The organism is Phaeovulum sp. (assembly GCF_030684035.1).
Lineage (GTDB): Bacteria > Pseudomonadota > Alphaproteobacteria > Rhodobacterales > Rhodobacteraceae > UBA6213.
This window is the reverse complement of the sequence record NZ_JAUXPI010000022.1, coordinates 13744-34031: the sequence shown is the minus strand read 5'-3', so window position 1 is coordinate 34031 and position 20288 is coordinate 13744. Positions and strand designations below refer to the sequence as shown.

Annotated in this window: 21 protein-coding genes; 10 read left to right on the top strand and 11 right to left on the bottom strand. The window is 66.3% G+C overall.

The genetic code is table 11. The features are described from left to right. Nucleotide 1: 1 nt before the first annotated feature. Complete coding sequence (locus Q8J98_RS05875; RefSeq protein WP_305293554.1) at nt 2-1150, top strand: FliM/FliN family flagellar motor switch protein; 1149 nt, start codon at nt 2-4, stop codon at nt 1148-1150. Nucleotides 1151-1195: 45 nt separating this feature from the next. On the opposite strand, the gene Q8J98_RS05870 is transcribed toward Q8J98_RS05875, so the two are convergent. Continuing rightward, complete coding sequence (locus Q8J98_RS05870) at nt 1196-1639, bottom strand: DUF6691 family protein (protein ID WP_305293553.1); 444 nt, start codon at nt 1637-1639, stop codon at nt 1196-1198. Beyond that, complete coding sequence (locus Q8J98_RS05865) at nt 1639-2064, bottom strand: YeeE/YedE family protein (protein ID WP_305293552.1); 426 nt, start codon at nt 2062-2064, stop codon at nt 1639-1641. The genes Q8J98_RS05870 and Q8J98_RS05865 overlap by 1 nt, the downstream gene beginning before the upstream one ends. A 158-nt stretch (nt 2065-2222) precedes the next feature. Here Q8J98_RS05865 and Q8J98_RS05860 point away from each other — a divergent pair, with 158 nt between their 5' ends. Beyond that, complete coding sequence (locus Q8J98_RS05860; RefSeq protein WP_305183862.1) at nt 2223-2555, top strand: TraR/DksA C4-type zinc finger protein; 333 nt, start codon at nt 2223-2225, stop codon at nt 2553-2555. 99 nt (nt 2556-2654) lie between these two features. Next, a complete protein-coding gene (locus Q8J98_RS05855; protein WP_305293551.1) occupies nt 2655-4682 on the top strand; it encodes an enoyl-CoA hydratase-related protein in 2028 nt (675 codons plus the stop codon). 15 nt (nt 4683-4697) lie between these two features. Here Q8J98_RS05855 and Q8J98_RS05850 read toward each other — a convergent pair whose 3' ends face one another. The 4 genes from Q8J98_RS05850 to gloB form a co-directional block, all read right to left on the bottom strand. After that, nucleotides 4698-4985 (bottom strand): hypothetical protein, encoded by a 288-nt coding sequence (locus Q8J98_RS05850; RefSeq protein ID WP_305293550.1) that lies wholly within the window; start codon nt 4983-4985, stop codon nt 4698-4700. 3 nt (nt 4986-4988) lie between these two features. Then, nucleotides 4989-5954, bottom strand: coding sequence for a M23 family metallopeptidase (locus Q8J98_RS05845; protein WP_305293549.1), 966 nt, complete (start codon nt 5952-5954; stop codon nt 4989-4991). Further along, complete coding sequence (gene clpA / locus Q8J98_RS05840) at nt 5951-8269, bottom strand: ATP-dependent Clp protease ATP-binding subunit ClpA (RefSeq protein WP_305293548.1); 2319 nt, start codon at nt 8267-8269, stop codon at nt 5951-5953. Before clpA ends, Q8J98_RS05845 begins: the two co-directional genes overlap by 4 nt. A gap of 172 nt (nt 8270-8441) precedes the next feature. Continuing rightward, nucleotides 8442-9209 (bottom strand): hydroxyacylglutathione hydrolase, encoded by a 768-nt coding sequence (gloB, locus tag Q8J98_RS05835; RefSeq protein ID WP_305293547.1) that lies wholly within the window; start codon nt 9207-9209, stop codon nt 8442-8444. A 188-nt stretch (nt 9210-9397) separates the two neighbouring features. On the opposite strand from gloB, the gene Q8J98_RS05830 reads away from it, so the two are divergent. Then, nucleotides 9398-10156, top strand: coding sequence for a methyltransferase domain-containing protein (locus tag Q8J98_RS05830; protein ID WP_305293546.1), 759 nt, complete (start codon nt 9398-9400; stop codon nt 10154-10156). Nucleotides 10157-10200: 44 nt separating this feature from the next. On the opposite strand, the gene Q8J98_RS05825 is transcribed toward Q8J98_RS05830, so the two are convergent. Together Q8J98_RS05825 and Q8J98_RS05820 are read right to left on the bottom strand one after the other, a co-directional pair. Next, on the bottom strand, nt 10201-10539 hold the full coding sequence (locus tag Q8J98_RS05825) for a chaperone modulator CbpM (RefSeq protein ID WP_305183870.1): 339 nt from the start codon (nt 10537-10539) through the stop codon (nt 10201-10203). Beyond that, on the bottom strand, nt 10536-11462 hold the full coding sequence (locus Q8J98_RS05820; protein ID WP_305293545.1) for a DnaJ C-terminal domain-containing protein: 927 nt from the start codon (nt 11460-11462) through the stop codon (nt 10536-10538). Before Q8J98_RS05820 ends, Q8J98_RS05825 begins: the two co-directional genes overlap by 4 nt. Before the next feature lie 383 nt (nt 11463-11845). Between Q8J98_RS05820 and Q8J98_RS05815 the strand changes: the two genes are divergently transcribed. From Q8J98_RS05815 to Q8J98_RS05790, 6 genes are all read left to right on the top strand, one after another. After that, nucleotides 11846-12406 (top strand): F0F1 ATP synthase subunit delta, encoded by a 561-nt coding sequence (locus tag Q8J98_RS05815; RefSeq protein WP_305293544.1) that lies wholly within the window; start codon nt 11846-11848, stop codon nt 12404-12406. Further along, nucleotides 12406-13935 (top strand): F0F1 ATP synthase subunit alpha, encoded by a 1530-nt coding sequence (gene atpA, locus Q8J98_RS05810; RefSeq protein ID WP_305183873.1) that lies wholly within the window; start codon nt 12406-12408, stop codon nt 13933-13935. The genes Q8J98_RS05815 and atpA overlap by 1 nt, the downstream gene beginning before the upstream one ends. Before the next feature lie 20 nt (nt 13936-13955). Then, nucleotides 13956-14825 carry a F0F1 ATP synthase subunit gamma gene (locus tag Q8J98_RS05805; RefSeq protein ID WP_305293543.1) on the top strand — a complete coding sequence of 290 codons (870 nt, stop codon included), beginning with the start codon at nt 13956-13958 and terminating at the stop codon, nt 14823-14825. 21 nt (nt 14826-14846) lie between these two features. Continuing rightward, the gene (gene atpD / locus Q8J98_RS05800) at nt 14847-16271 is read left to right on the top strand and encodes a F0F1 ATP synthase subunit beta (protein WP_305293542.1); all 1425 of its coding nucleotides are present in this window, start codon (nt 14847-14849) and stop codon (nt 16269-16271) included. A gap of 13 nt (nt 16272-16284) precedes the next feature. Further along, nucleotides 16285-16683 carry a F0F1 ATP synthase subunit epsilon gene (locus Q8J98_RS05795; protein ID WP_305183876.1) on the top strand — a complete coding sequence of 133 codons (399 nt, stop codon included), beginning with the start codon at nt 16285-16287 and terminating at the stop codon, nt 16681-16683. 94 nt (nt 16684-16777) lie between these two features. Continuing rightward, nucleotides 16778-17128, top strand: coding sequence for an H-type lectin domain-containing protein (locus Q8J98_RS05790; protein ID WP_305293541.1), 351 nt, complete (start codon nt 16778-16780; stop codon nt 17126-17128). A gap of 76 nt (nt 17129-17204) precedes the next feature. Here the strand turns inward: Q8J98_RS05790 and Q8J98_RS05785 are convergent, their stop codons facing one another. The 3 genes from Q8J98_RS05785 to groL all read right to left on the bottom strand — a co-directional run bounded on the left by Q8J98_RS05785 (nt 17205) and on the right by groL (nt 20259). Next, complete coding sequence (locus Q8J98_RS05785) at nt 17205-17411, bottom strand: cold-shock protein (RefSeq protein WP_305183878.1); 207 nt, start codon at nt 17409-17411, stop codon at nt 17205-17207. A 168-nt stretch (nt 17412-17579) separates the two neighbouring features. Beyond that, on the bottom strand, nt 17580-18443 hold the full coding sequence (locus Q8J98_RS05780; RefSeq protein WP_305293540.1) for a DMT family transporter: 864 nt from the start codon (nt 18441-18443) through the stop codon (nt 17580-17582). Between the two features lie 172 nt (nt 18444-18615). Then, nucleotides 18616-20259 carry a chaperonin GroEL gene (gene groL / locus Q8J98_RS05775; protein ID WP_305183880.1) on the bottom strand — a complete coding sequence of 548 codons (1644 nt, stop codon included), beginning with the start codon at nt 20257-20259 and terminating at the stop codon, nt 18616-18618. Nucleotides 20260-20288: the final 29 nt, after the last annotated feature.

The following is a 20288-nucleotide window of genomic DNA, read 5'->3' as shown; positions in this document are numbered from 1 at the left end:
CATGACCGAGGACAAGCTGCATAGCGTTATCCGACGCAAGGCGGGGGCAGGGCGGGCTTCGCACGGGCCTGCGCAGATGACCGCGGCGCGCGCGCTTGGCCTGTCGCTTGCCAAGGCCGCACAGGATGGCATGGCGCTGGCGCTGCGCGTGCTGCGGGTCGAGGAGCGGCGGCTTTCGCTGGCCGAACTGACCGAGGCGATCGAGGAGCGCGCGCTGCTTGCGGTGCTTGAGGGCCCGGCCGAGGGGCTGGGGCTTGCCGCGATTGCGCCGTCGCTGCTGGCAGCGCTGATCGAGGTGCAGACCACCGGCAGGCTTGGTGCAACCGCGCCGCCCGCCCGCCGCCCCACCCGCACCGATGCCGCGATGGCGGCGGGCTTCATCGATGCGGCCCTCGCCGGGTTCGAGGAGATGCTCGCCGAGCTGCCCGAAATTGTCTGGGCCGGGGGGTTTCGCTATGCCTCGTATCTCGACGATCCGCGCCCGCTCGGCCTGCTGCTGGAAGATGCCGGGTTTCGCGTGCTGCAACTGGAACTGGCGCTTGGTCCCTCCGGGCAGCGCAAGGGCGGGCTGGTACTGGCCCTGCCTGCCACCGGGCGCGGTGGCGGCCCGCGTCGGGTGCCGGGCACGGGCGGGCAAACCGTCAGCGCAACAGACGCCGCAGAGGCCGAGGCGGCGCGCTGGCAGGCGGATATCGAGCGGGTGGTGCAGCACGCCCCGGTCACGCTCGACGCGGTTCTCTATCGGCTGACACTGCCGCTTTCGGCGGTGCTGACCTTTGCACCGGGCAGCGAGTTGCCGCTGCCCGCCGCCGCGCTGGAGGAATTGCGGCTTGAAGGCTACGGGCACCGGCTTCTGGCGCATGGGCGGCTTGGCCAGAATCGGGGCTTTCGCGCGGTGCGGCTGGTGGCCGAGGCTGACGATACGGCACCCGCCGCCCCGGCCGCGGAACCCGGGTTGCTGGCGGTGGCGGTGCCCCGCAGCGCTGCCCCGCGCGGCGGCGCTGAGCCTGCCAGCCGGTCGAAGCCGCTGCCCGTCCCGCAGCCGATCGCACCCCTTCCCGGTGCCGGACCGTTGCCATTGGCAGCCCCGGCCGATACCGAAGCCGAGGCTTTCGCCCTGGCCCCTCTGAAGATGGGTTCGGGGTTCTGAGCGCCGCGACCACCGCGACGCGGCGGCGCGGGCAGCACCTTTGCCTCAGCCCTCGGCCGGGGCATCCAGCAGGTCAAGCCTGCGCTGCAAGAGCGGGCTTGCCGCCATGCCAAGCGCCATTGCCGCCACGAATACCCAGACCTGCCAGCCGCCAAAACCAAGCGCGGCCAGCGCCGGGCCGGGGCAAAAGCCGGCGATTCCCCAGCCCGCGCCGAACATGAGCGAGCCGAGCACCAGGTTGCGGTCCACCAGCAGCGGCAGGTCGCGCGGCATCGGCAGTCCGAGAAGCGATTTCTCCCGCCGCTTCGCCAGCCGCCAGACCAGAACCATCGGTGCCACCGCGCCGCCGAGCACAAATGCCAGCGTCGGGTCCCAGATGCCGAATACATCAAGCCAGCCCTGCACCTTGGCGGTATCGACCATGCCCGAAACCAGCAACCCGGCACCAAAAAGCCCGCCCGCGACCAGCGCCAGAAGATTGCGCAGCATCAGATCACCCCCAGAAGATGCCGACCGATCACCAGCGCCAGCCCGCCACCCAGAAGGTAAAAGGCGGTCGCCACGATGCCCCGCAGCGAAAACCGCGAAATGCCGCAAACGCCGTGCCCCGAGGTGCAGCCATTGGCAAGCCGGGTGCCGATGCCAACCAGCAGCCCGGCGACGGCAAGCAGCGGCAGGCTGGAACTCGCATGGGTTTCGACCCGATGATAAAGCGGCACCAGCAGCAGCGGCACCACGACGAGACCTGCCAGAAACCACAGCCGTTCCTGCGCGTTGTCGCGCCCGCTGCCGTCGATCAGCCCGCCGATAATGCCACTGGCACCCAGAATGCGCCCATGCAGCAAAAGATACAGCCCCGCCGCGGTGCCAATCATCAACCCGCCCGCAAGGCCCCACCACCAATCTGCCTGCATTGCATCCCCTCGGTTTCGGCTTTCGGCGCGCAATCTAGGCGGCGCAGGTGGCAATGCAAGTCAATTTTCGCTGCACTGCGGCAACGACCTGGTTTGACCTGTGTCATGGTCATCGGGTGCCGCAACGCGCAGCATGGGCCAACCGCAAGGAGCGTATCATGAAATCCGTCGCCAAACGCAAAACCCAGCTGCTGACCCGCCTCGCGCATCTGCAATCGCGGATATCGACGATCGGGGACGAGTTGCTTTCGCATGACTCGCGCGACTGGGAGGAACTGGCAATCGAGCGCGCCGATGAGCAGGTGCTGGAAGACCTCGGGCAATCGGCGCAATCCGAGATCCGCATGCTTGAAGCGGCGCTGAAGCGCATCGAAGCGGGTGAATATGGCAGTTGCGCCTACTGCGGCGAACCGATTTCGGAAGCCAGGCTTGACACGCTTCCCGCAACCCCCTTCTGCCGCAACCATGCCCGCGCCGCTGACCGGCACTGACCTGCCCGCGAGTGCTGATTTTGAGCGTTTTCCTTGCAGGTTTAAGCGGCTACACTCTGGCTGGGCACCGCTTCGTGGGGTGGCTTGACAGGGGTGGACATGCACCGGCGGGTGACAGTGGAATTGCGCGGTGGTGTGGCGGTGGTCAGCCTTGCGCCGGCAGCCGGAGTGAACGCGCGCCTGCCTGACCCCGGTTTTGACGCAAGGCTGCGCGGCGAACTTGCGCGCGCGCTTGACGAGATTGCCGGTTCCGGTGCCGCGTCGGCGGTGCTGCTGCGGGCAGGGGCGGGCGGCTGGCCCGTTGCCGCCGACCCGGTTGCCGAGCGCCGCAACGAAGTTGACGCACCCGAGATGGCCGGGCTTGCGGCCACGTTGGCGGGGCTGGGCAAGCCGGTGGTGATGGCGCTTGGTGGGCGCATCGGCGGCACCGCACTGCGGCTTGCACTTGCGGCGGGCTGGCGTCTGGCCGCTCCCGAGACCCTGTTCGCGCTGCAAGAGCCAGCGCTCGCGACCCTGCCCGAGGCCGGTCTCTTGCTTGGCGTCGCACGGCTGGCTGGGGCGGGTGCCGCGCTCAGGCTGGGCGAAGCGAGCCGCCCGATCAGCGCCGCCGAGGCGGCGGCGCTGGGGCTGATCGACGGCGTTGTCGAAACCGGCGATACCGAGGCGGCTGCGCTTTCGGTAGCGCAGGGGTTGGCAGTGGCAAGTGCCGATACCCCGCTGCCGCCGCGCCGCGCCGATGGCGCGGGCCTTGCTGACGCGGCGGCTTTTCTGGCGGCGGTTGCGGCGGCGCGGGGCGCGCTGCACGAGGTGCCGGGCGCGTTGCGCATGGCCCGCACGCGCCTGATCGACAGCGTCGAGGCGGCGCTTTTGCTGCCGCAAGCGGCGGCACTTCAGTTTGCCGAGGTCGCGCGCGATGATCTGGAGACCGCGCCCGCCTTTCAGGCACTTGCCCATGTGGCGGCGGCAGAGCGGGGTGCTGCGGCGCGCGCACAGGTGGCGACGGGTGATGTGGTGCCGCGCGTCGGGGTCTGGGACGCCAGCGTTGCCTTTGTGCCCTTGGTCGAGGCGCTGAGCGCGGCGGGAACCGGCGTGGTGCTGGGGGCGGCTGACGAGGCCGCGCTGGCCACGGTACTGGCATCGGTGGCGCGCCAGCAGCAGGCGGCGGAGGCGGCGGGGCGGCTGAGCGCCGGGGCACGCGCCGCCGCCTGGGCGCGCATCGAGCCTGCCGCCAGTGCCGCCGATCTGGTGGGCTGCGGCTGGGTGCTGAGCCGCGACGGCGCGGCGGCGGTTTTGCCCGCGGGCATGCCGCTGGTGCTGGAAGGTGATCTTTCGGCGGCTTTCCCCGCAGCACCGGCGCTGCGCGTGGTCGCGCCGGGATTGGCGGAACTGGTGCCCGACGCCGGGTCTGACCCCAAGCTCGGCGCGCCGCTCATGGCGTCGGTCGCGGCGACGCTGGCGCAGGCGCGGATCATGCCGCTGCGGTGCGGTGCCGCGCCAGGGGGCATCGCCGCGCGGCTTTTTGCGCGGCTCCATGTGGCCGCCGAGCGCGCGGTGCTGGCCGGGGCGCGGCCCGATCAGGTCGATGCCGCGCTGGGGCTTGCCGATCCGCCGTTTCGCCGCGCCGACAGGCTGGGGTTGCCGCGGGTGATTGGCGAACTGCGCGCGCTCGGGCGCACACCCGGGCCGCTCAGCCTGCGGCTGCTGGCCGAAAGGCTGGTCGGCAAGCCCTCGACCTTTTACCGTGGCGAGGGTGCTGCACCCGACCGCGCGGTGGCAGAAGTTACCGCGCTTCTGCCCGGTCTGCGCGCCGAGGCGGGGATTGCCGCGCTGCCGCTCAGCCCGGCGCAGATCCGGGCGCGGGTGCTGGCCGAGCTAGCCGACGAGGGTGCCGCAATGCTGCAATCGGGGGTAGCGCTGGCGGCGGGCGACATCGACCTTGTGGCGATCCATGTGCTCGGCCTGCCGCGCGCCAGCGGCGGGCCGATGCATCTGGCCGATACCGCGGGGATGCTTGCCACGCGGGCGCAATTGCGCGGCCTTGCCTCCCTAGGAGCGCCGCAGCCGCAGGCGCTTTGGGATGTGCTGATCCGCAACGGCCGCCACTTTGGCGACCTTGATGCGGGCTGAGGCCGACCGCGGGTTTCAGTAGCCGCCGTTGCGAAAGTAATCGAGCACGTCCTGCCAGGTGACAGCGCCGTCATCAGGGCCATAATGCCCGGTACGATCGCGCACCTTCCAGAAAAGCGCGCTCAGCACCTCTTGCTCGCTTGCCTGGCTGATTTCCTTTTCCTGGGTCATCGTGTCGCCGCTGGTATGGAGCCAGATGCCATTGCGAAACTGCAGGTAGGAAAAGCTCTCCTTGTTGCCGGAAAGCACGACCTCGTCGCGCGCCGCGACACAATCCAGAATCGCGCGCTGCATGGCCTCCATCGCTCAACCCTCCACCCGAAACTGCGCCTGCCGCGCATCGATTTCGCTGCCCGCGCGCAGCAGCCGCGCGGTGGCGGTGTAGCTGCCCTGCGGCCAGCCCGCGGGCGAGGGGATGCGGGCCCCCGCGTAGCGGTAAAAAAGCGCCTGATCGCGCGTTATCCGCGCCTCATGGGCAAAGCTGTAACCCTTTGGGCCGGTGAGCGTGAGCGCCAGCACATCGCCTTCGCGAACCCCCCAGCCGTAGCCCCATAAGATCAGCTGCGGTGCCTTGGCGGGCAGCACATTGGCGCGCGCCGCCCCGGCCTTGACGCTGGCATATTCAGGCGCGGTCAAGCCGAGGCCAAGGTCAAGCAGCCCGGCGGGCTGGTAGGGGGGTGGCAATTGCCAAAGCGCGGCGGCGGCATCGGCGGGGCAGGTGGCGGCGGGGTCGGGCGCGAACGGGTCCACCGTGACGCCGTTATGGCGCAGCGTCAGGTGCAGATGCGGGAACTCGGACTTGCCCGAAAGCCCGACCCGGCCAAGCGTGGTGCCTGCCGCCACCCTGTCGCCCGGTGCGACCATGACCGAGCCTGACGCGAGGTGGCAATACTGGCTTTGCCAGCCCGCGCCGTGGTCGATCATCACGCCATTGCCGCATTCCCTGCCCGCCACCGCAGCGCCTGCGGCAAAGTCCCCGTCCGGTTCGCCATCGCGGCTGGCGGTGACGGTGCCGGGGGCGGCAGCCAGCACCGAAACGCCCGCGGCCATTGCCGAAAGCGTGGGCAGCGCAAAATCGGTGCCGTCGTGGCCATCGTAGCTTGCGGTGCCACAGGCATGATCGCGCACGCCCGCGCCGGGGTCGCGGTCGGGGTAGTGCCGGATGTAGCAGGTTTCGCCAAGCGCGCAGGCGAGCGGCAGCGCCAAGCGCGGCACCTGCGCCCCCGCGGGGGCGGCAAGTGCCAGCGCCAGAACCGCCGCCAACCGCCTCATTGCGCCGTGAGCAGCGGCGGGCGGGTGCTGGAAAGCTTGGGCCTCTGCGGCTCTTCGACGTCGATCACAATCGCCCCGTCGCGCACCGAAACCTTGGCGATGCCGCCCTTGGTCAGCCGACCAAAGAGCAGCTCTTCCGCCAGCGGCTTCTTGATATGCTCCTGAATCGTGCGCCCCAGCGGGCGCGCGCCCATACGTTCGTCATAGCCCCTTTCGGCCAGCCAGTCGGCAGCTTCGGCGGTCAGCTCGATATGCACGTTGCGGTCGATAAGCTGGGCTTCGAGTTGCAGCACGAACTTGTCGACCACCCGCAAGATCACCTCGCGCGGCAGCGGCAGGAAACTGACCACCGCATCAAGCCGGTTGCGGAATTCGGGGCTGAAGGCCCGCTCGACCGCCGCCGTGTCTTCGCCCTCGCGCCGGGCGCGGCCAAAGCCGATGGCGGATTTGGCCTGTTCCACCGCACCCGCATTCGAGGTCATGATCAGGATCACGTTGCGGAAATCGACCTGACGGCCGTTGTGGTCGGTGAGCTTGCCGTGGTCCATCACCTGCAACAGGATGTTGTAGACATCCGGGTGCGCCTTTTCGATTTCATCGAGCAGCAACACGCAATGCGGGTGCTGATCGACGCCGTCGGTCAGCATGCCGCCCTGATCGAAGCCGACATAGCCCGGCGGCGCGCCGATAAGGCGCGAAACCGCGTGTTTTTCCATGTATTCCGACATGTCGAAGCGCAGAAGCTCCACCCCCAGCACATCGGCAAGCTGTTTGGCGACTTCGGTTTTGCCAACCCCGGTGGGGCCGGTGAAAAGGTAGTTGCCGATCGGCTTTTCAGGCTCGCGCAGACCGGCGCGGGCAAGCTTGATGGCGCTGGCGAGGGTTTCGATTGCCTTGTCCTGCCCGAACACCGCGCGCTTGAGCGATTTTTCAAGATCGCGCAGCACCTCGGCATCGTCCTTGGAAACGTTGCGCGGTGGAATCCGGGCGATCTTTGCCACCACCGCCTCGATCTCCTTGGGACCGAGTGTCTTGCGGCGCTTCGCGACGGCCAGCAGGTGTTGCGCGGCCCCGGCCTCGTCGATCACGTCGATTGCCTTGTCGGGCAGCTTGCGGTCGTGGATGTAGCGGGCGGCAAGTTCGACCGCCGCCTTGATCGCATCATTGGTATAGCGCAGGTCGTGGTGTTTTTCGAAATAGGGTTTCAGCCCCATCAGGATCTTGATCGTGTCGGGCACCGAAGGTTCGTTCACGTCGATCTTCTGGAACCGGCGGGCAAGTGCGCGGTCCTTTTCGAAGTGCTGGCGGAATTCCTTGTAGGTGGTCGAGCCCATGCAGCGCAGGCTGCCGCTTTGCAGCGCGGGCTTGAGCAGGTTCGAGGCATCCATCGAGCCGCCCGAGGTGGCCCCCGCGCCGATGACAGTATGGATTTCGTCAATGAACAGAATCGCGTCGGGGTGGTCTTCCAGTTCCTTGACCACCGCCTTCAGCCGTTCTTCGAAATCGCCACGGTAGCGGGTGCCGGCCAGAAGCGCGCCCATGTCGAGCGAGTAGATCGTGGACTTGGCCAGAATTTCGGGGGTTTCGCCACGGGTGATCTTCAACGCCAGACCCTCGGCAATGGCGGTTTTGCCAACGCCGGGGTCGCCGACCAGCAACGGGTTGTTCTTGCGGCGCCGGCAAAGCACCTGAATGCAGCGCTCCACCTCTTCCTCACGCCCGATCAGCGGGTCTATCTCGCCCTTTTTCGATTTCGCGTTGAGGTCAACGCAGTATTTGGCGAGCGCCGAATCCTTGGCGTCGGGCTGCGACTGGGACGGCTCGGCAGGTTCCTCGTCGGCACCGACGACCGGGCGGCTTTCGCCAAAACCGGGGTCCTTGGCGACGCCATGGGCGATGAAATTGACCGCGTCGTAGCGGGTCATGTCCTGCTCTTGCAGGAAATAGGCGGCGTTCGATTCGCGCTCGGCAAAGATCGCCACCAGCACGTTGCCGCCGGTAACCTCGGAGCGGCCCGAGCTTTGAACGTGAATCGCGGCGCGCTGGATGACGCGCTGGAAAGCGGCGGTCGGCACCGCCTCGGAGCCTTCGACATCGGTGACAAGGGTTGCAAGCTCGTCATCGACAAACTCGGTCAGCACCCGCCGCAGATCGTCGAGATCGACGCCGCAGGCGCGCATCACCCGCACCGCATCGGGTTCATCAAGCAGCGCCAGCAAGAGATGCTCCAGCGTCGCGAGTTCGTGGCGGCGGGCATTGGCAAGCGCCAGAGCGCCGTGAATGGCCTGTTCGAGCGTCGTCGAGAACGATGGCACGTCGGTGCTCCTTTCAGCGGGCGGCGGCGCGTGGCGGTGGCCGCGGCCGGACCCTGTCTCATTGGTCTTAAACTTCGGTGGAAATCGCGCCGCTTCAAGGCCTTTCTTGGCAATTTGCCGCAGCCGGGCGGATCGGTGCTGAAAATGTGATCGCAACCGGGCCGGGGCGGGCTCAGAAACGGTCCTTGCGGGCGCGCAGTTCGGTGAATACGGCAAGCTCATCGGCACCCGCCATGCCGATTGCGGCGGCAAGGGCAGGGTCGGCGGCGCGCAGGAACGGGTTGGTGGCGCGTTCGAGCGCCAGCGGCACCGGCAGGGTCGGGCGTGATTCCATGCGCAGGGTTTGCGCCGCCTTCATGCGCGCCACGAGTTCGGGCTTGCCGGGCTCAAGGCTCAGGGCAAATCGACCATTGCTGAGCGTGTATTCGTGCCCCGGGCAAATCCGCGTATCGGCGGGCAGCGCCGCAAGCAGGTGCAGCGAGCCGAGCATTTGCGCCGGTGTGCCTTCAAACAACCTGCCGCAGCCCCAGCCCATCAGGCTGTCGCCGGTAAAGGCAAGGCCGGCACCGGCAAAATGAAAGGCGAGGTGGCCGAGTGTGTGGCCGGGAACGCCGATCACCTCGACCGCCTGCATGCCGATTGGAATGACATCGCCCGGTGCCACCGCTTCGGTCAGCGGCGGCAGGCGGTAGGCATCCGCATCCGCGCCGATCATCCGCGCGCCGGTGGCTGCCTCCAGCATTGGCGCGCCCTGGATATGGTCGGAGTGGTGATGGGTCAGAAGAATATGGCTCAGTTTCCAGCCGCGCGCATAAAGCTCATGCAGGATCGGCGCGGCTTCGGGCGCGTCCACCACCACCGTGGTATCGGTGGCGGCGTCGTGCACGAGCCAAGCATAATTGTCGGCAAGGCAGGGGATGGCGACAAGTTCTAGCGGCATGATCCTCGCGCGAAAAAAGCATTCTGGAGGCGCAGTTTCGCGCAAGCGCGCGGCCAGCGCAATGGACCTTGCACCTGTCGAAAAGTGCAGGCCCAAGGCAAGCGGGCACCGCATCGCGCTTGCATCGCGCGCCGCGCCGCCCCACCTTTGCGCCAGACCCCGGCGACCGGGCCAGAAAGAAGACTGCCATGCACCTCGACGTGGTCGACCTGCGCAATTTCTACTACCGAACCCAGCTTGGCCGGGCGGCGCAAAGGGCTGTGCGCGACCGGGTGCTTGGGCTTTGGCCCGCCGGTCAGGCCGAGATGACCGGGTTGACCGTGGTAGGCTTCGGCTTTGCGGTGCCGCTCCTGCGGCCTTACCTTGAGCACGCGCGCCGGGTGATCGGGCTGATGCCCGCCGAACAGGGGGTGATGCCCTGGCCGACGGGCCTGCCCAATGTTTCGGTGCTTTGCGATGAAGTCCGCTGGCCGCTGGAAACCGGCATGGCAGACCGCATTGTGATGCTGCACGGGCTCGAGACATCGGATAACGCCAGCGCGCTGATGGCCGAGGCGTGGCGGGTGCTTGGCCCCGGCGGGCGCGCGCTTTTCATCGTGCCGAACCGCGCCGGACTCTGGGCCCCGCGCGAGGGCACGCCATTTGGCTGCGGGCGGCCCTACACGCTTGGCCAGCTTGACGCGCAGGCCCGCGCCGCAGGCTTTGTTCCCGAACGCCAAGCGGCGGCGCTTTACATTCCGCCCTCGCATCGCCGCTTCTGGTTGCGCTCCGCGCCGATGTGGGAACGCATGGGGCAGCAGGTTTCGGGGTTTCTGGCAGCGGGGGTGGTGATGCTGGAAGTCTCGAAACAGCTTCACGCACCGCGCCGTGGCGGGCTTGGCGAGGCGGTGCGGCGCCCGCTGCGCGTACTCGAAGGGCAACCGCGCCCCAGCGCCAAACCGGCTTGAATGCCCGGCAGCGGGGCCGCGCGGAGCCGCCGCCTGGTTGCCGTTTACAAAATGCGGGCGCTGCGCAACGCCTGGGCAATTCTGGCGCGCACCTCGTCGGGCTCGGCATCGATCGCCGCGAGCACCGCGCGCAGCTCTCCGCGCAGCCCGTGCATCTGATCGACCAGCGAAATCACCATGCCGAGCGCGTCATCGGCAAGGTCGAACTGCTCGCAGAGTTCACACAGCAATTCCATCCGGGCAAGGTCGATCTGGCGAAACATGAACCCCGCCTCGGTGCGCTCGGGCACCACCACCTCGGCCTCGACAAAGGCGACAAGCTGGCTTCGGGTCAGGCGGGCAACTGCCGCAACCGCCTCGGCTTCGGAATATCGGTCGGTCATGTCCGCATCCCCTTGCGCGGGTCATGGGCGTGGGTCTTGCGCCAGTCGCGCAGGAACTCCGCCAGCGCCTCGTCAACCTTCGGCGGTGCCACGATCCGCAATTCGAGCTTCAGATCACCCGCGCCGCCGCCCGCAGATTTCACCCCGCGCCCGCGCAGCCGCAGGGTCTGGCCACTGCTCGCGCCAACCGGAATGGTCACGCTGACCGCACCGCCGGGGGTCGGCACCTCGACCTTGCCGCCAAGCACCGCCTCGTCGATGGTGATCGGCAGGGACATCAGAATATCGTTGCCGTCGCGGCGATAAAGCGGATGCGGGCGCACCGTCAGGGTCACATAGGCATCCCCCGCCGGGCCGCCGCCAAGCCCCGGTGCGCCCTTGCCGCGCAGCCGCAGGGTCTGGCCGTCAGCGGTGCCTGCGGGGATCTTCACATCCAGCATGCTGCCATCGGGCAGGGTGATGCGGGTGCTGCCGCCATTGACGGCATCGAGAAACGGCACCTCCATCGTGTAGCGCATGTCGGCCCCGCCAGCGCGGAACCCCTGCGAAGACCGCGCGCTGCCGGTCTGCCCCTGCTGGCGGAGAAACTCGGCGAAGATGTCGGAAACGTCGGGAAAGTCTTCGGCGCGCTGGCCCCCGCGATAGGGGTTGCCCGGCGCTTCGGCATAATTGCGGTAGTAGGTGCGCGGCGCGCGCTCGGCACCGCTGGCGTCGATCTCGCCGCGGTCGAAACGCGCCCTTGTCTCGGGGTCCTTGAGCAGGTCATAGGCGGCGGATGCGGCCTTGAAACGCGCCTCGGCGGTCTTGTCGTCGGGGTTCAGATCCGGGTGGGCGCTGCGGGCGATCTTGCGATAGGCCTTCTTGATCTCGGCGGCGCTCGCCGATCTGGTCACGCCGAGCGCAGCATAGGGATCGCTGGTCATGGAGCCTCCGGGCTGCGGGCTTGACCACCCGCGATGAGGACTATCGTGCAAAACTGGGTCCGCCACAAGCGCGGCGCGCCCTTGTCGGGCCGCGTGCGCAGGGTGAATCACCCGCCTTTGCCGCGCCAATCCTCGGGGTTCTGCCGCAGTGTGGGCGGCGGTGCCGCGGCTGTTAGCGCCCGCATCCGCGGCTGCGACCGCAAACAATGCGCCGCCGCCAAAAATAGCGGCCATGGTGGCGAAAAACCTCCGCCCAAGACGGTTGCGGGGGCCAAGGTGCTCTGCTACACCCGCGCCGAAATCAGACGTGCAGGACCACTTGCACGCCACGGGGGGCCTGCGGTCTGCGACAGCGGACCGGCGCAAATATCGGAAGGGTGGATGTGTCCGAACCAGCTTCGATTTCCGCGAGTATAGCCGGGCGTTATGCCTCGGCCATATTCGAGCTTTCGCAAGAAACCAAGGCGCTAGGCGCGCTCGAATCCGATGTGGCGGCGCTTGAAACGGCACTTGCCGACAGCGCAGACCTGCGCGACCTGATCGCCTCGCCGCTTTATGCGCGCGACGCCCAGGGCCGCGCTGTCGCGGCACTTGCGGCCAAGATGGGGCTGGCAGCGGTCACCGCCAATTCGCTGGCGCTGCTGGCCGACAAGCGCCGCCTTTTCGTGCTGCCGCATCTGCTTGCCAGCCTGCGCGCCCGCATTGCCGAAGCCAAGGGTGAAGTGACCGCCGAGGTTACCGCCGCGCAGGCGCTGAGCGAGGCGCAGGCCAAGAAACTCGCCGCGACGCTCGCCAAGCAGACCGGCAAGACGGTGAAACTGAATGTCGCTGTCGATGAAAGCCTCATCGGCGGCATGATCGTGAAGCTGGGCTCGAAAATGATCGACACTTCGGTCAAGTCCAAGCTCGCTTCCTTGCAAAATGCCATGAAAGAGGTCGGATAATGGGAATCCAAGCTGCTGAGATCTCTGCGATCCTGAAAGAGCAGATCAAGAACTTCGGGCAGGATGCCCAGGTCGCAGAAGTTGGCCGCGTGCTCAGCGTCGGCGACGGTATTGCGCGCGTGCACGGCCTCGACAACGTCCAGGCGGGCGAGATGGTCGAGTTTCCCGGCGGCATCCGCGGCATGGCGCTCAACCTTGAGGTTGACAACGTCGGCATCGTGATTTTCGGTTCTGACCGCGATATCAAGGAAGGCGATACCGTCAAGCGCACGAAAGCCATTGTGGACGTGCCGGTGGGCGAGGCGCTTCTGGGCCGCGTGGTCGATGGCCTCGGCAACCCGATTGACGGCAAGGGCCCGATCAACACCACCGAGCGGCGCGTCGCCGACGTGAAGGCACCGGGCATCATTCCGCGCAAATCGGTGCACCAGCCGATGGCGACCGGCCTCAAGTCGGTCGATGCGATGATCCCGATCGGCCGTGGCCAGCGCGAGTTGATCATCGGCGACCGCCAGACCGGCAAGACCGCGATCGCGCTTGATACCATCCTGAACCAGAAAAGCTACAACGACCTGAACCCGAAGATGAAGCTGCATTGCTTCTATGTCGCGATCGGGCAAAAGCGCTCCACCGTGGCGCAGTTGGTGAAGAAACTCGAAGAAGCCGGCGCGATGGAATATACCACCGTGATCGCGGCCACCGCCTCGGACCCGGCACCGCTGCAATTCCTCGCGCCCTATTCGGCGACCGCTATGGCCGAATACTTCCGCGATTCGGGCCGCCATGCGCTGATCATCTATGATGACCTGTCCAAGCAGGCCGTTTCCTACCGCCAGATGTCGCTGCTGCTGCGCCGCCCGCCGGGGCGTGAAGCCTATCCGGGCGACGTGTTCTATCTGCACTCGCGTCTGCTGGAACGTTCGGCCAAGCTGAACGATGACTTCGGTGGCGGTTCGTTGACGGCGCTGCCGATCATCGAGACGCAAGGCGGCGACGTTTCGGCCTTCATTCCGACCAACGTGATCTCGATCACCGATGGCCAGATCTTTCTTGAAACCGAACTTTTCTATCAGGGCGTCCGCCCGGCCGTGAACACCGGCCTCAGCGTGTCGCGCGTCGGTTCCTCGGCACAGACCAATGCGATGAAATCGGTGGCGGGTCCGGTGAAACTGGAACTTGCGCAATACCGCGAGATGGCGGCTTTCGCGCAATTCGGCTCCGACCTTGATGCGGCGACGCAGAAGCTCTTGAACCGTGGCGCGCGGCTGACCGAGTTGATGAAACAGCCGCAATATTCGCCGCTGACCAACGCCGAGATCGTGATTGCGATCTTCGCGGGCACCAAGGGTTACCTTGATGGCATCGGCGTGAAGGATGTGGGCCGGTTCGAGGCGGGGCTGATGGCGCATTTGCGTGCCAACCATGCCGAACTTCTGGCCGATATCACCAACAACGACCGCAAGGTGGCGGGCGAGCTTGAAAAAGCGATCCGCGCCGCGCTGGACACATACGCCAAGACCTTCGCCTGAGCGCGTGAGAGGAGTGGGGCATGCCCAGCCTTAAGGACCTGAAAAACCGGATCGCGAGCGTCAAGAACACGCGCAAGATCACCAAGGCGATGCAGATGGTCTCGGCGGCAAAGCTGCGCCGGGCACAGGACGCCGCCGTGGCCGCGCGGCCCTATGCCGAACGGATGACCGCCGTGATGGCAGGGCTTGCCGCCTCGGTCGGCGCTTCCGACGGCGCGCCAAGGTTGTTGCGCGGCACCGGCTCGGACCAGACCCACCTTCTGGTGGTGATGACCGCCGAGCGCGGGCTTTGCGGCGGTTTCAACTCGACCATCGTGCGGCTTGCCCGCGCCCGCATCAACGAGCTTCTGGCGGCCGGCAAGACGGTGAAGATCCTGACCGTCGGCAAGAAGGGCCGCGAGCAGCTCAAGCGGGAATATGGCAGGCATTTTGTCGGCCATGTCGATCTGACCGAAGTGAAGCGCATGGGCTATGATACCGCCCGGGCGATCGCCCATGACATTCTTGGCCGCTTCGAGGCGGGCGAGTTTGACGTGGCAACGCTTTACTACAACCGCTTCCAATCGGTGATCGCGCAGATCCCGACCCCGCGCCAGATCATTCCGGCGGCGTTCGAAGGGGCGGCGCAGGCGGCTGCGGGCTATGACTACGAGCCCGGCGAAGAAGCCATTCTGGCTGACCTTCTGCCGCGTGGCGTGGCCACGCAGGTGTTCACCGCGCTCTTGGAAAACGGTGCCTCGGAGCAGGGTGCCCGGATGTCGGCAATGGACAGCGCCACGCGCAATGCGGGCGAGATGATCGACAAGCTGACGATCCAGTACAACCGCTCGCGCCAGGCCGCGATCACCAAAGAGCTCATCGAAATCATTTCGGGCGCCGAGGCGCTCTGACGGAACCGGAGAGAAAACGACATGGCAATAGCAGTTGGCAAAATCACCCAGGTGATCGGCGCCGTCGTCGACGTGCAGTTCGAAGACAACCTGCCGGCAATTCTTAATGCGCTCGAAACGCACAACAACGGCAAGCGGCTGATCCTTGAAGTGGCGCAGCACCTTGGCGAAAACACCGTCCGCGCGGTGGCGATGGACGCCACCGAAGGCCTGGTGCGCGGCGAGAAGGTTACCGATACCGGTGGCCCGATCACCGTGCCGGTGGGCAACGCCACGCTGGGGCGGATCATCAACGTGATCGGCGAGCCGGTCGATGAAAAGGGCCCGGTGTCGCGGGAAATGACCCGCTCCATCCACCAGCCCGCCCCGGCGTTTTCGGAGCAATCCACCGAAAGCGTTGTGCTGGTAACCGGCATCAAGGTGATCGACCTTCTGGCCCCCTACGCCAAGGGCGGCAAGATCGGCCTCTTCGGCGGTGCCGGTGTGGGCAAGACCGTGCTGATCATGGAACTGATCAACAACATCGCCAAGGTGCACTCGGGCTTTTCGGTGTTCGCGGGTGTCGGAGAGCGGACCCGCGAGGGCAACGACCTTTACCACGAAATGATCGAATCCGGCGTTATCAACCTCGACAGCATGGAAGAGTCGAAGGTGGCGCTGGTTTACGGTCAGATGAACGAACCGCCGGGCGCGCGGATGCGTGTGGCGCTGACCGGCCTGACCCTGGCCGAGCAGTTCCGCGACCAGTCGGGCACCGATGTGCTGTTCTTCGTCGACAACATCTTCCGCTTCACCCAGGCGGGTTCCGAAGTGTCGGCGCTGCTGGGCCGGATCCCTTCGGCCGTGGGCTACCAGCCAACACTCGCCACCGACATGGGCACGCTGCAAGAGCGCATCACCTCGACCCGTGCCGGCTCGATCACCTCGGTGCAGGCAATCTATGTGCCTGCCGATGACCTTACCGACCCGGCCCCCGCGACCTCGTTTGCCCACCTTGATGCGACCACCGTGCTCAGCCGCGCCATTTCGGAGCTGGGTATCTACCCGGCCGTGGACCCGCTCGATTCGACCTCGCGCCTTCTGGACCCGGCAATCATCGGTGCCGAGCACTACAAGGTGGCGACCGACGTGCAGCAGATCCTGCAACGCTACAAGTCGCTGCAAGACATCATCGCCATTCTCGGCATGGACGAGTTGAGCGAGGACGACAAGCTGACCGTGGCGCGTGCCCGCAAGATCCAGCGTTTCCTCAGCCAGCCGTTCGACGTGGCCAAGGTGTTCACCGGCTCGGATGGCAAGCAGGTGCCGCTGGAAGACACGATCAAGTCGTTCAAGGCGGTGGTCGCGGGCGAATACGACCATCTGCCGGAAGCCGCCTTCTACATGGTCGGTGGCATCGAGGAAGTGGTCGCCAAGGCGCAGCGTCTGGCCGCCGAAGCAGCCTGAGGAGGGCGGAGAGATGGCCGATACGATGCAGTTCGATCTGGTCTCGCCCGAGCGCCGTCTGGCCTCGGTTGCGGCGCGCGAAGTGCGCATTCCGGGGGCAGACGGCGATCTGACCGCCATGCCCGGCCATGCGGCGCTGATCACCACGCTGCGCCCCGGCATTCTGACCGTGGTTTCGGCCGAAGGCACCGCCGACTATGCGGTGACCGGCGGCTTTGCCGAAATCAGCGCCGATGCGGTGACGGTTCTGGCCGAGCGCGGCCTGCCCAAAGCCGAGGTGACAAGCGCGATCATGGCCGCTTTGGTGGCCGATGCGCGCGCCGCGCGCGCTGCGGCACCGCATCATATGGTCGATGAGGCGGTCAAGCTTCTGGCTGACATGGAAGCGCTGGGCACCCAGATCGGGCTTTGATAGCCCCGCGCAACGCTTGAGGCCCCGGTTCGCGCCGGGGCTTTTTTCTTTGCGCCCGCCAAGCTACAGCTTGCAGGCGAAGGGAGCGTGGCGAATGCAGCGTCTGGGCAACCATGAGGTCGGCATCGAGCAGGGTTCGCAGATCCTGTTCTCGGACTATCTCGACGGCGGCGCGATGTGGACCGGCGAAGGCCCGCGCGAATTGCGCCGTCTTGTCGATTTCTCGCAGCCATTCCGCGCCCCGCCCGCAGTGCAGGTCAGCCTGTCGATGTGGGATGTTGACCAAAAGCACAACGGCCGGATGGACCTTTCCGCCGACATGGTGACCGCGGAAGGCTTCGTGATCGTGTTCCGCACCTGGGGCGACAGCCGGGTGGCGCGGGTGCGCGCTGACTGGCTGGCAATCGGCGCGCTCGGCAGCGAGGACGATTGGGAGGTCGAATGACCGCGCCCGCAGCACCGTGGGCGCAATGAAAAAGGGCACCCGAAGGTGCCCTGATCCGCATTCTTTGCCTGAAAGCTCAGGCGAGCGCCAGATTCGTCGCCGATTCGCGGCCGTCGCGGCCGGATTCGATGTCGAAGGTCACAGCCTGGCCGTCATCCAGCTGGCGAATGCCTGCGCGCTCCAGCGCCGAGATGTGCACGAACACATCACGCTTGCCGCCTTCCGGGGCAATGAAGCCGAAGCCTTTGGTGGCGTTGAACCATTTCACGGTGCCTTTGGCCATCGTGAGATCTCCCGTTTCTGTTTCGCCATCCGCAAGATGCGATGGCCCGGCTCAGTCTCATCTGGATCGAAAACTGAACCGTGAGGAAACAGCGGGTCGATGAAGAAAGCGTCGCGGCGCTACGATACATGGAAATGCGACAGAAAACAAACCTTTTGCCGCCGGGGCTCAGCTTCGGTAGCTGTGACGAGAAAGCGCTGCAAACCCGACGCCACCCAGCACCAAAGCCGAGGCCACGCCGAAGCGCCACGAGATCGGCTCGCCGATCAGCACCGCGCCACCTGCCGCAGCGATAAGCGGAACGGTAAGCTGTGCCACGGCACCGCGCGCCGCCCCGAGGCGCGGCAGCAGCGCATACCAAAGCGCATAACCTGCGCCCGAGGCCAGGGCACCCGAGAGCGCGGCAAGTGCCGCCCCTGCCGCCGTCATGGCACCGAGGCCAAGGCTCAGCGCAAGCGCAACACCAACCGGCACCGCGAAAATGAAGTTTGCGGCGGTCGCGCCAAGCGCATCGCGGGTGCCGCGCCCGGCCAGCGAATAGATGCCCCAGCCGATGCCCGCCACTGCCATTGCCGCCGCGTGCAGCCCGGGCGGATCGCCGCCCCCGCCCGGCACCAGCAACACCACCAGCCCGCCGAAAGCGAGCGCCGACCCCGCCCAGCGGTGCCATGGCACCGGCTCGCGCAGCATGAAAGCGCCCGCGAACATGGTTATCTGCACCGCACCGAACAGGATCAGCGCCCCGCCGCCTGCGTCAAGCGCGCCGTAGGCAAGCGAGAAGCCAAAGAGATAGACCAGCAGCGACCCCGCCCCGAGCGCCGTTTGCGCGATCTGCCTTGGCGCTTTTGGCGCTGTCCCGGATCGGGCGTGGCGCAGCCCCACCAAAGCGCCAAGCATTGCAGCCCCGGCCAGAAGCCGCAGCATCGCGAAACCCAGCGGCCCGATCAGTTCGCCGCCGACCGCGAGCCGGTTCAACACCGAATTGGCGGCAAAGGCGAACATTGTCAGTGTGGTCAGGGTGAAAAGGCGCATGCCGTAGCGAAAGCCGCCGCAACTGTTTCGCGCAACCGGGAAATTGCCTTTTCACGACAACGCGAAGATATCACGCCGCCCGCCGCCTGCCTTGGTCAAAATATCCCCCCGCTGAGCACGAAAAAGGGCACCCGAAGGTGCCCTTTCCGGCAAGCGATCCGGTTGGATCGGCTTACATCATGCCGTCCATGCCGCCCATGCCGCCCATGCCGCCGCCTTGCGGGGCCGATTTCGGCTCGGGCTTCTCGGCAACCATCGCTTCGGTGGTGATCAGCAGGCCAGCGATCGAGGCCGCGTCTTCCAGCGCCGTGCGCACCACCTTGGCCGGGTCGATCACGCCGAACTTGAACATGTCGCCGAATTCTTCGGTCTGCGCGTTGAAGCCGAAGGTCGGATCCTTGCTGTCGCGCACCCGGCCCGCAACCACGGCACCATCGACGCCCGCGTTTTCCGCGATCTGGCGCAGCGGCGCTTCCAGCGCCTTGCGCACGATCGCGATGCCTGCGGTCTGATCGGCATTTGCGCCGGTCATTTTCGCCAGCAGTTTCGCGGCCTGGACCAGTGCCACGCCACCGCCAACGACGATGCCTTCCTGCACGGCCGCACGGGTCGCGTTGAGCGAATCGTCAACCCGGTCCTTGCGCTCTTTCACTTCGGTCTCGGTCATGCCGCCAACCCGGATCACCGCAACCCCGCCCGCCAGCTTGGCGACGCGCTCTTGCAGTTTTTCCTTGTCGTAATCGGAGGTGGTATCTTCGATCTGGGTGCGGATCTGGGCGACGCGGGCTTCGATTTCGGCCTTGTCGCCAGCGCCGTCGATGATCGTCGTGGTGTCCTTGGTGATCGAGACTTTCTTGGCCTTGCCAAGCATGTCGAGCCCGACATTTTCAAGCTTCATGCCAAGGTCTTCGGAAATCACCTGACCGCCGGTCAGAATCGCGATGTCCTGCAACATCGCCTTGCGGCGGTCGCCAAAGCCCGGTGCCTTCACGGCAGCGATCTTGAGGCCGCCGCGCAGCTTGTTGACCACCAGGGTCGCCAGCGCCTCGCCTTCGACATCTTCCGAGATGATCAGCAGCGGCTTGCCCGACTGGATCACCGATTCCAAGAGCGGCACCATCGGTTGCAGCGAGCCGAGTTTCTTTTCGTGCAGCAGGATCAGCGCGTCTTCAAGCTCGGCCACCATCTTGTCGGCGTTGGTGACGAAATAGGGCGAAAGGTAGCCACGGTCGAACTGCATGCCTTCGACCACTTCGACCTCGGTCTCCATGCCCTTGTTTTCTTCGACGGTGATGACACCCTCGTTGCCGACCTTTTGCATCGCATCGGCGATCATGCGGCCGATGTTGGCCTCGCCGTTGGCGGAAATGGTGCCAACCTGAGCCACTTCATCGCTGTCTTTCACCGGGCGCGCGGCAGCCTTGATCGCTTCCACGACGCGGGTGGTGGCAAGGTCGATGCCGCGCTTGAGGTCCATCGGGTTCATCCCCGCGGCGACCGATTTCAGGCCCTCCTTGATGATCGCCTGGGCGAGCACGGTGGCGGTGGTGGTGCCGTCGCCGGCTTCGTCATTGGTGCGGGAAGCGACTTCCTTCACCATCTGCGCGCCCATGTTCTCGAACTTGTCCGAAAGCTCGATTTCCTTGGCGACCGTCACCCCGTCCTTGGTGATGCGCGGCGCGCCGTAGGATTTTTCGATCACCACGTTGCGGCCTTTCGGGCCGAGGGTAACCTTTACCGCGTCAGCGAGAATGTTGACGCCGCGCAACATGCGGTCGCGGGCATCGGTGGAAAACTTGACTTCCTTGGCAGCCATGTGTCTGCTCCTGTTTTCAAGATTGCGTT

Bases quoted from the DNA above. Each gene is read 5' to 3' on its own strand.
- Q8J98_RS05850 (WP_305293550.1), bottom strand. From the start codon at position 4,985: ATGGAGGCCATGCAGCGCGCGATTCTGGATTGTGTCGCGGCGCGCGAC.
- groL (WP_305183880.1), bottom strand. From the start codon at position 20,259: ATGGCTGCCAAGGAAGTCAAGTTTTCCACCGATGCCCGCGACCGCATG.
- Q8J98_RS05845 (WP_305293549.1), bottom strand. From the start codon at position 5,954: ATGAGGCGGTTGGCGGCGGTTCTGGCGCTGGCACTTGCCGCCCCCGCG.
- Q8J98_RS05795 (WP_305183876.1), top strand. From the start codon at position 16,285: ATGGCCGATACGATGCAGTTCGATCTGGTCTCGCCCGAGCGCCGTCTG.
- Q8J98_RS05820 (WP_305293545.1), bottom strand. From the start codon at position 11,462: ATGACCAGCGATCCCTATGCTGCGCTCGGCGTGACCAGATCGGCGAGC.
- Q8J98_RS05805 (WP_305293543.1), top strand. From the start codon at position 13,956: ATGCCCAGCCTTAAGGACCTGAAAAACCGGATCGCGAGCGTCAAGAAC.
- Q8J98_RS05780 (WP_305293540.1), bottom strand. From the start codon at position 18,443: ATGCGCCTTTTCACCCTGACCACACTGACAATGTTCGCCTTTGCCGCC.
- Q8J98_RS05875 (WP_305293554.1), top strand. From the start codon at position 2: ATGACCGAGGACAAGCTGCATAGCGTTATCCGACGCAAGGCGGGGGCA.
- atpA (WP_305183873.1), top strand. From the start codon at position 12,406: ATGGGAATCCAAGCTGCTGAGATCTCTGCGATCCTGAAAGAGCAGATC.
- Q8J98_RS05870 (WP_305293553.1), bottom strand. From the start codon at position 1,639: ATGCTGCGCAATCTTCTGGCGCTGGTCGCGGGCGGGCTTTTTGGTGCC.
- Q8J98_RS05785 (WP_305183878.1), bottom strand. From the start codon at position 17,411: ATGGCCAAAGGCACCGTGAAATGGTTCAACGCCACCAAAGGCTTCGGC.
- Q8J98_RS05855 (WP_305293551.1), top strand. From the start codon at position 2,655: ATGCACCGGCGGGTGACAGTGGAATTGCGCGGTGGTGTGGCGGTGGTC.
- Q8J98_RS05825 (WP_305183870.1), bottom strand. From the start codon at position 10,539: ATGACCGACCGATATTCCGAAGCCGAGGCGGTTGCGGCAGTTGCCCGC.
- gloB (WP_305293547.1), bottom strand. From the start codon at position 9,209: ATGCCGCTAGAACTTGTCGCCATCCCCTGCCTTGCCGACAATTATGCT.
- Q8J98_RS05865 (WP_305293552.1), bottom strand. From the start codon at position 2,064: ATGCAGGCAGATTGGTGGTGGGGCCTTGCGGGCGGGTTGATGATTGGC.
- atpD (WP_305293542.1), top strand. From the start codon at position 14,847: ATGGCAATAGCAGTTGGCAAAATCACCCAGGTGATCGGCGCCGTCGTC.
- Q8J98_RS05830 (WP_305293546.1), top strand. From the start codon at position 9,398: ATGCACCTCGACGTGGTCGACCTGCGCAATTTCTACTACCGAACCCAG.
- Q8J98_RS05790 (WP_305293541.1), top strand. From the start codon at position 16,778: ATGCAGCGTCTGGGCAACCATGAGGTCGGCATCGAGCAGGGTTCGCAG.
- Q8J98_RS05860 (WP_305183862.1), top strand. From the start codon at position 2,223: ATGAAATCCGTCGCCAAACGCAAAACCCAGCTGCTGACCCGCCTCGCG.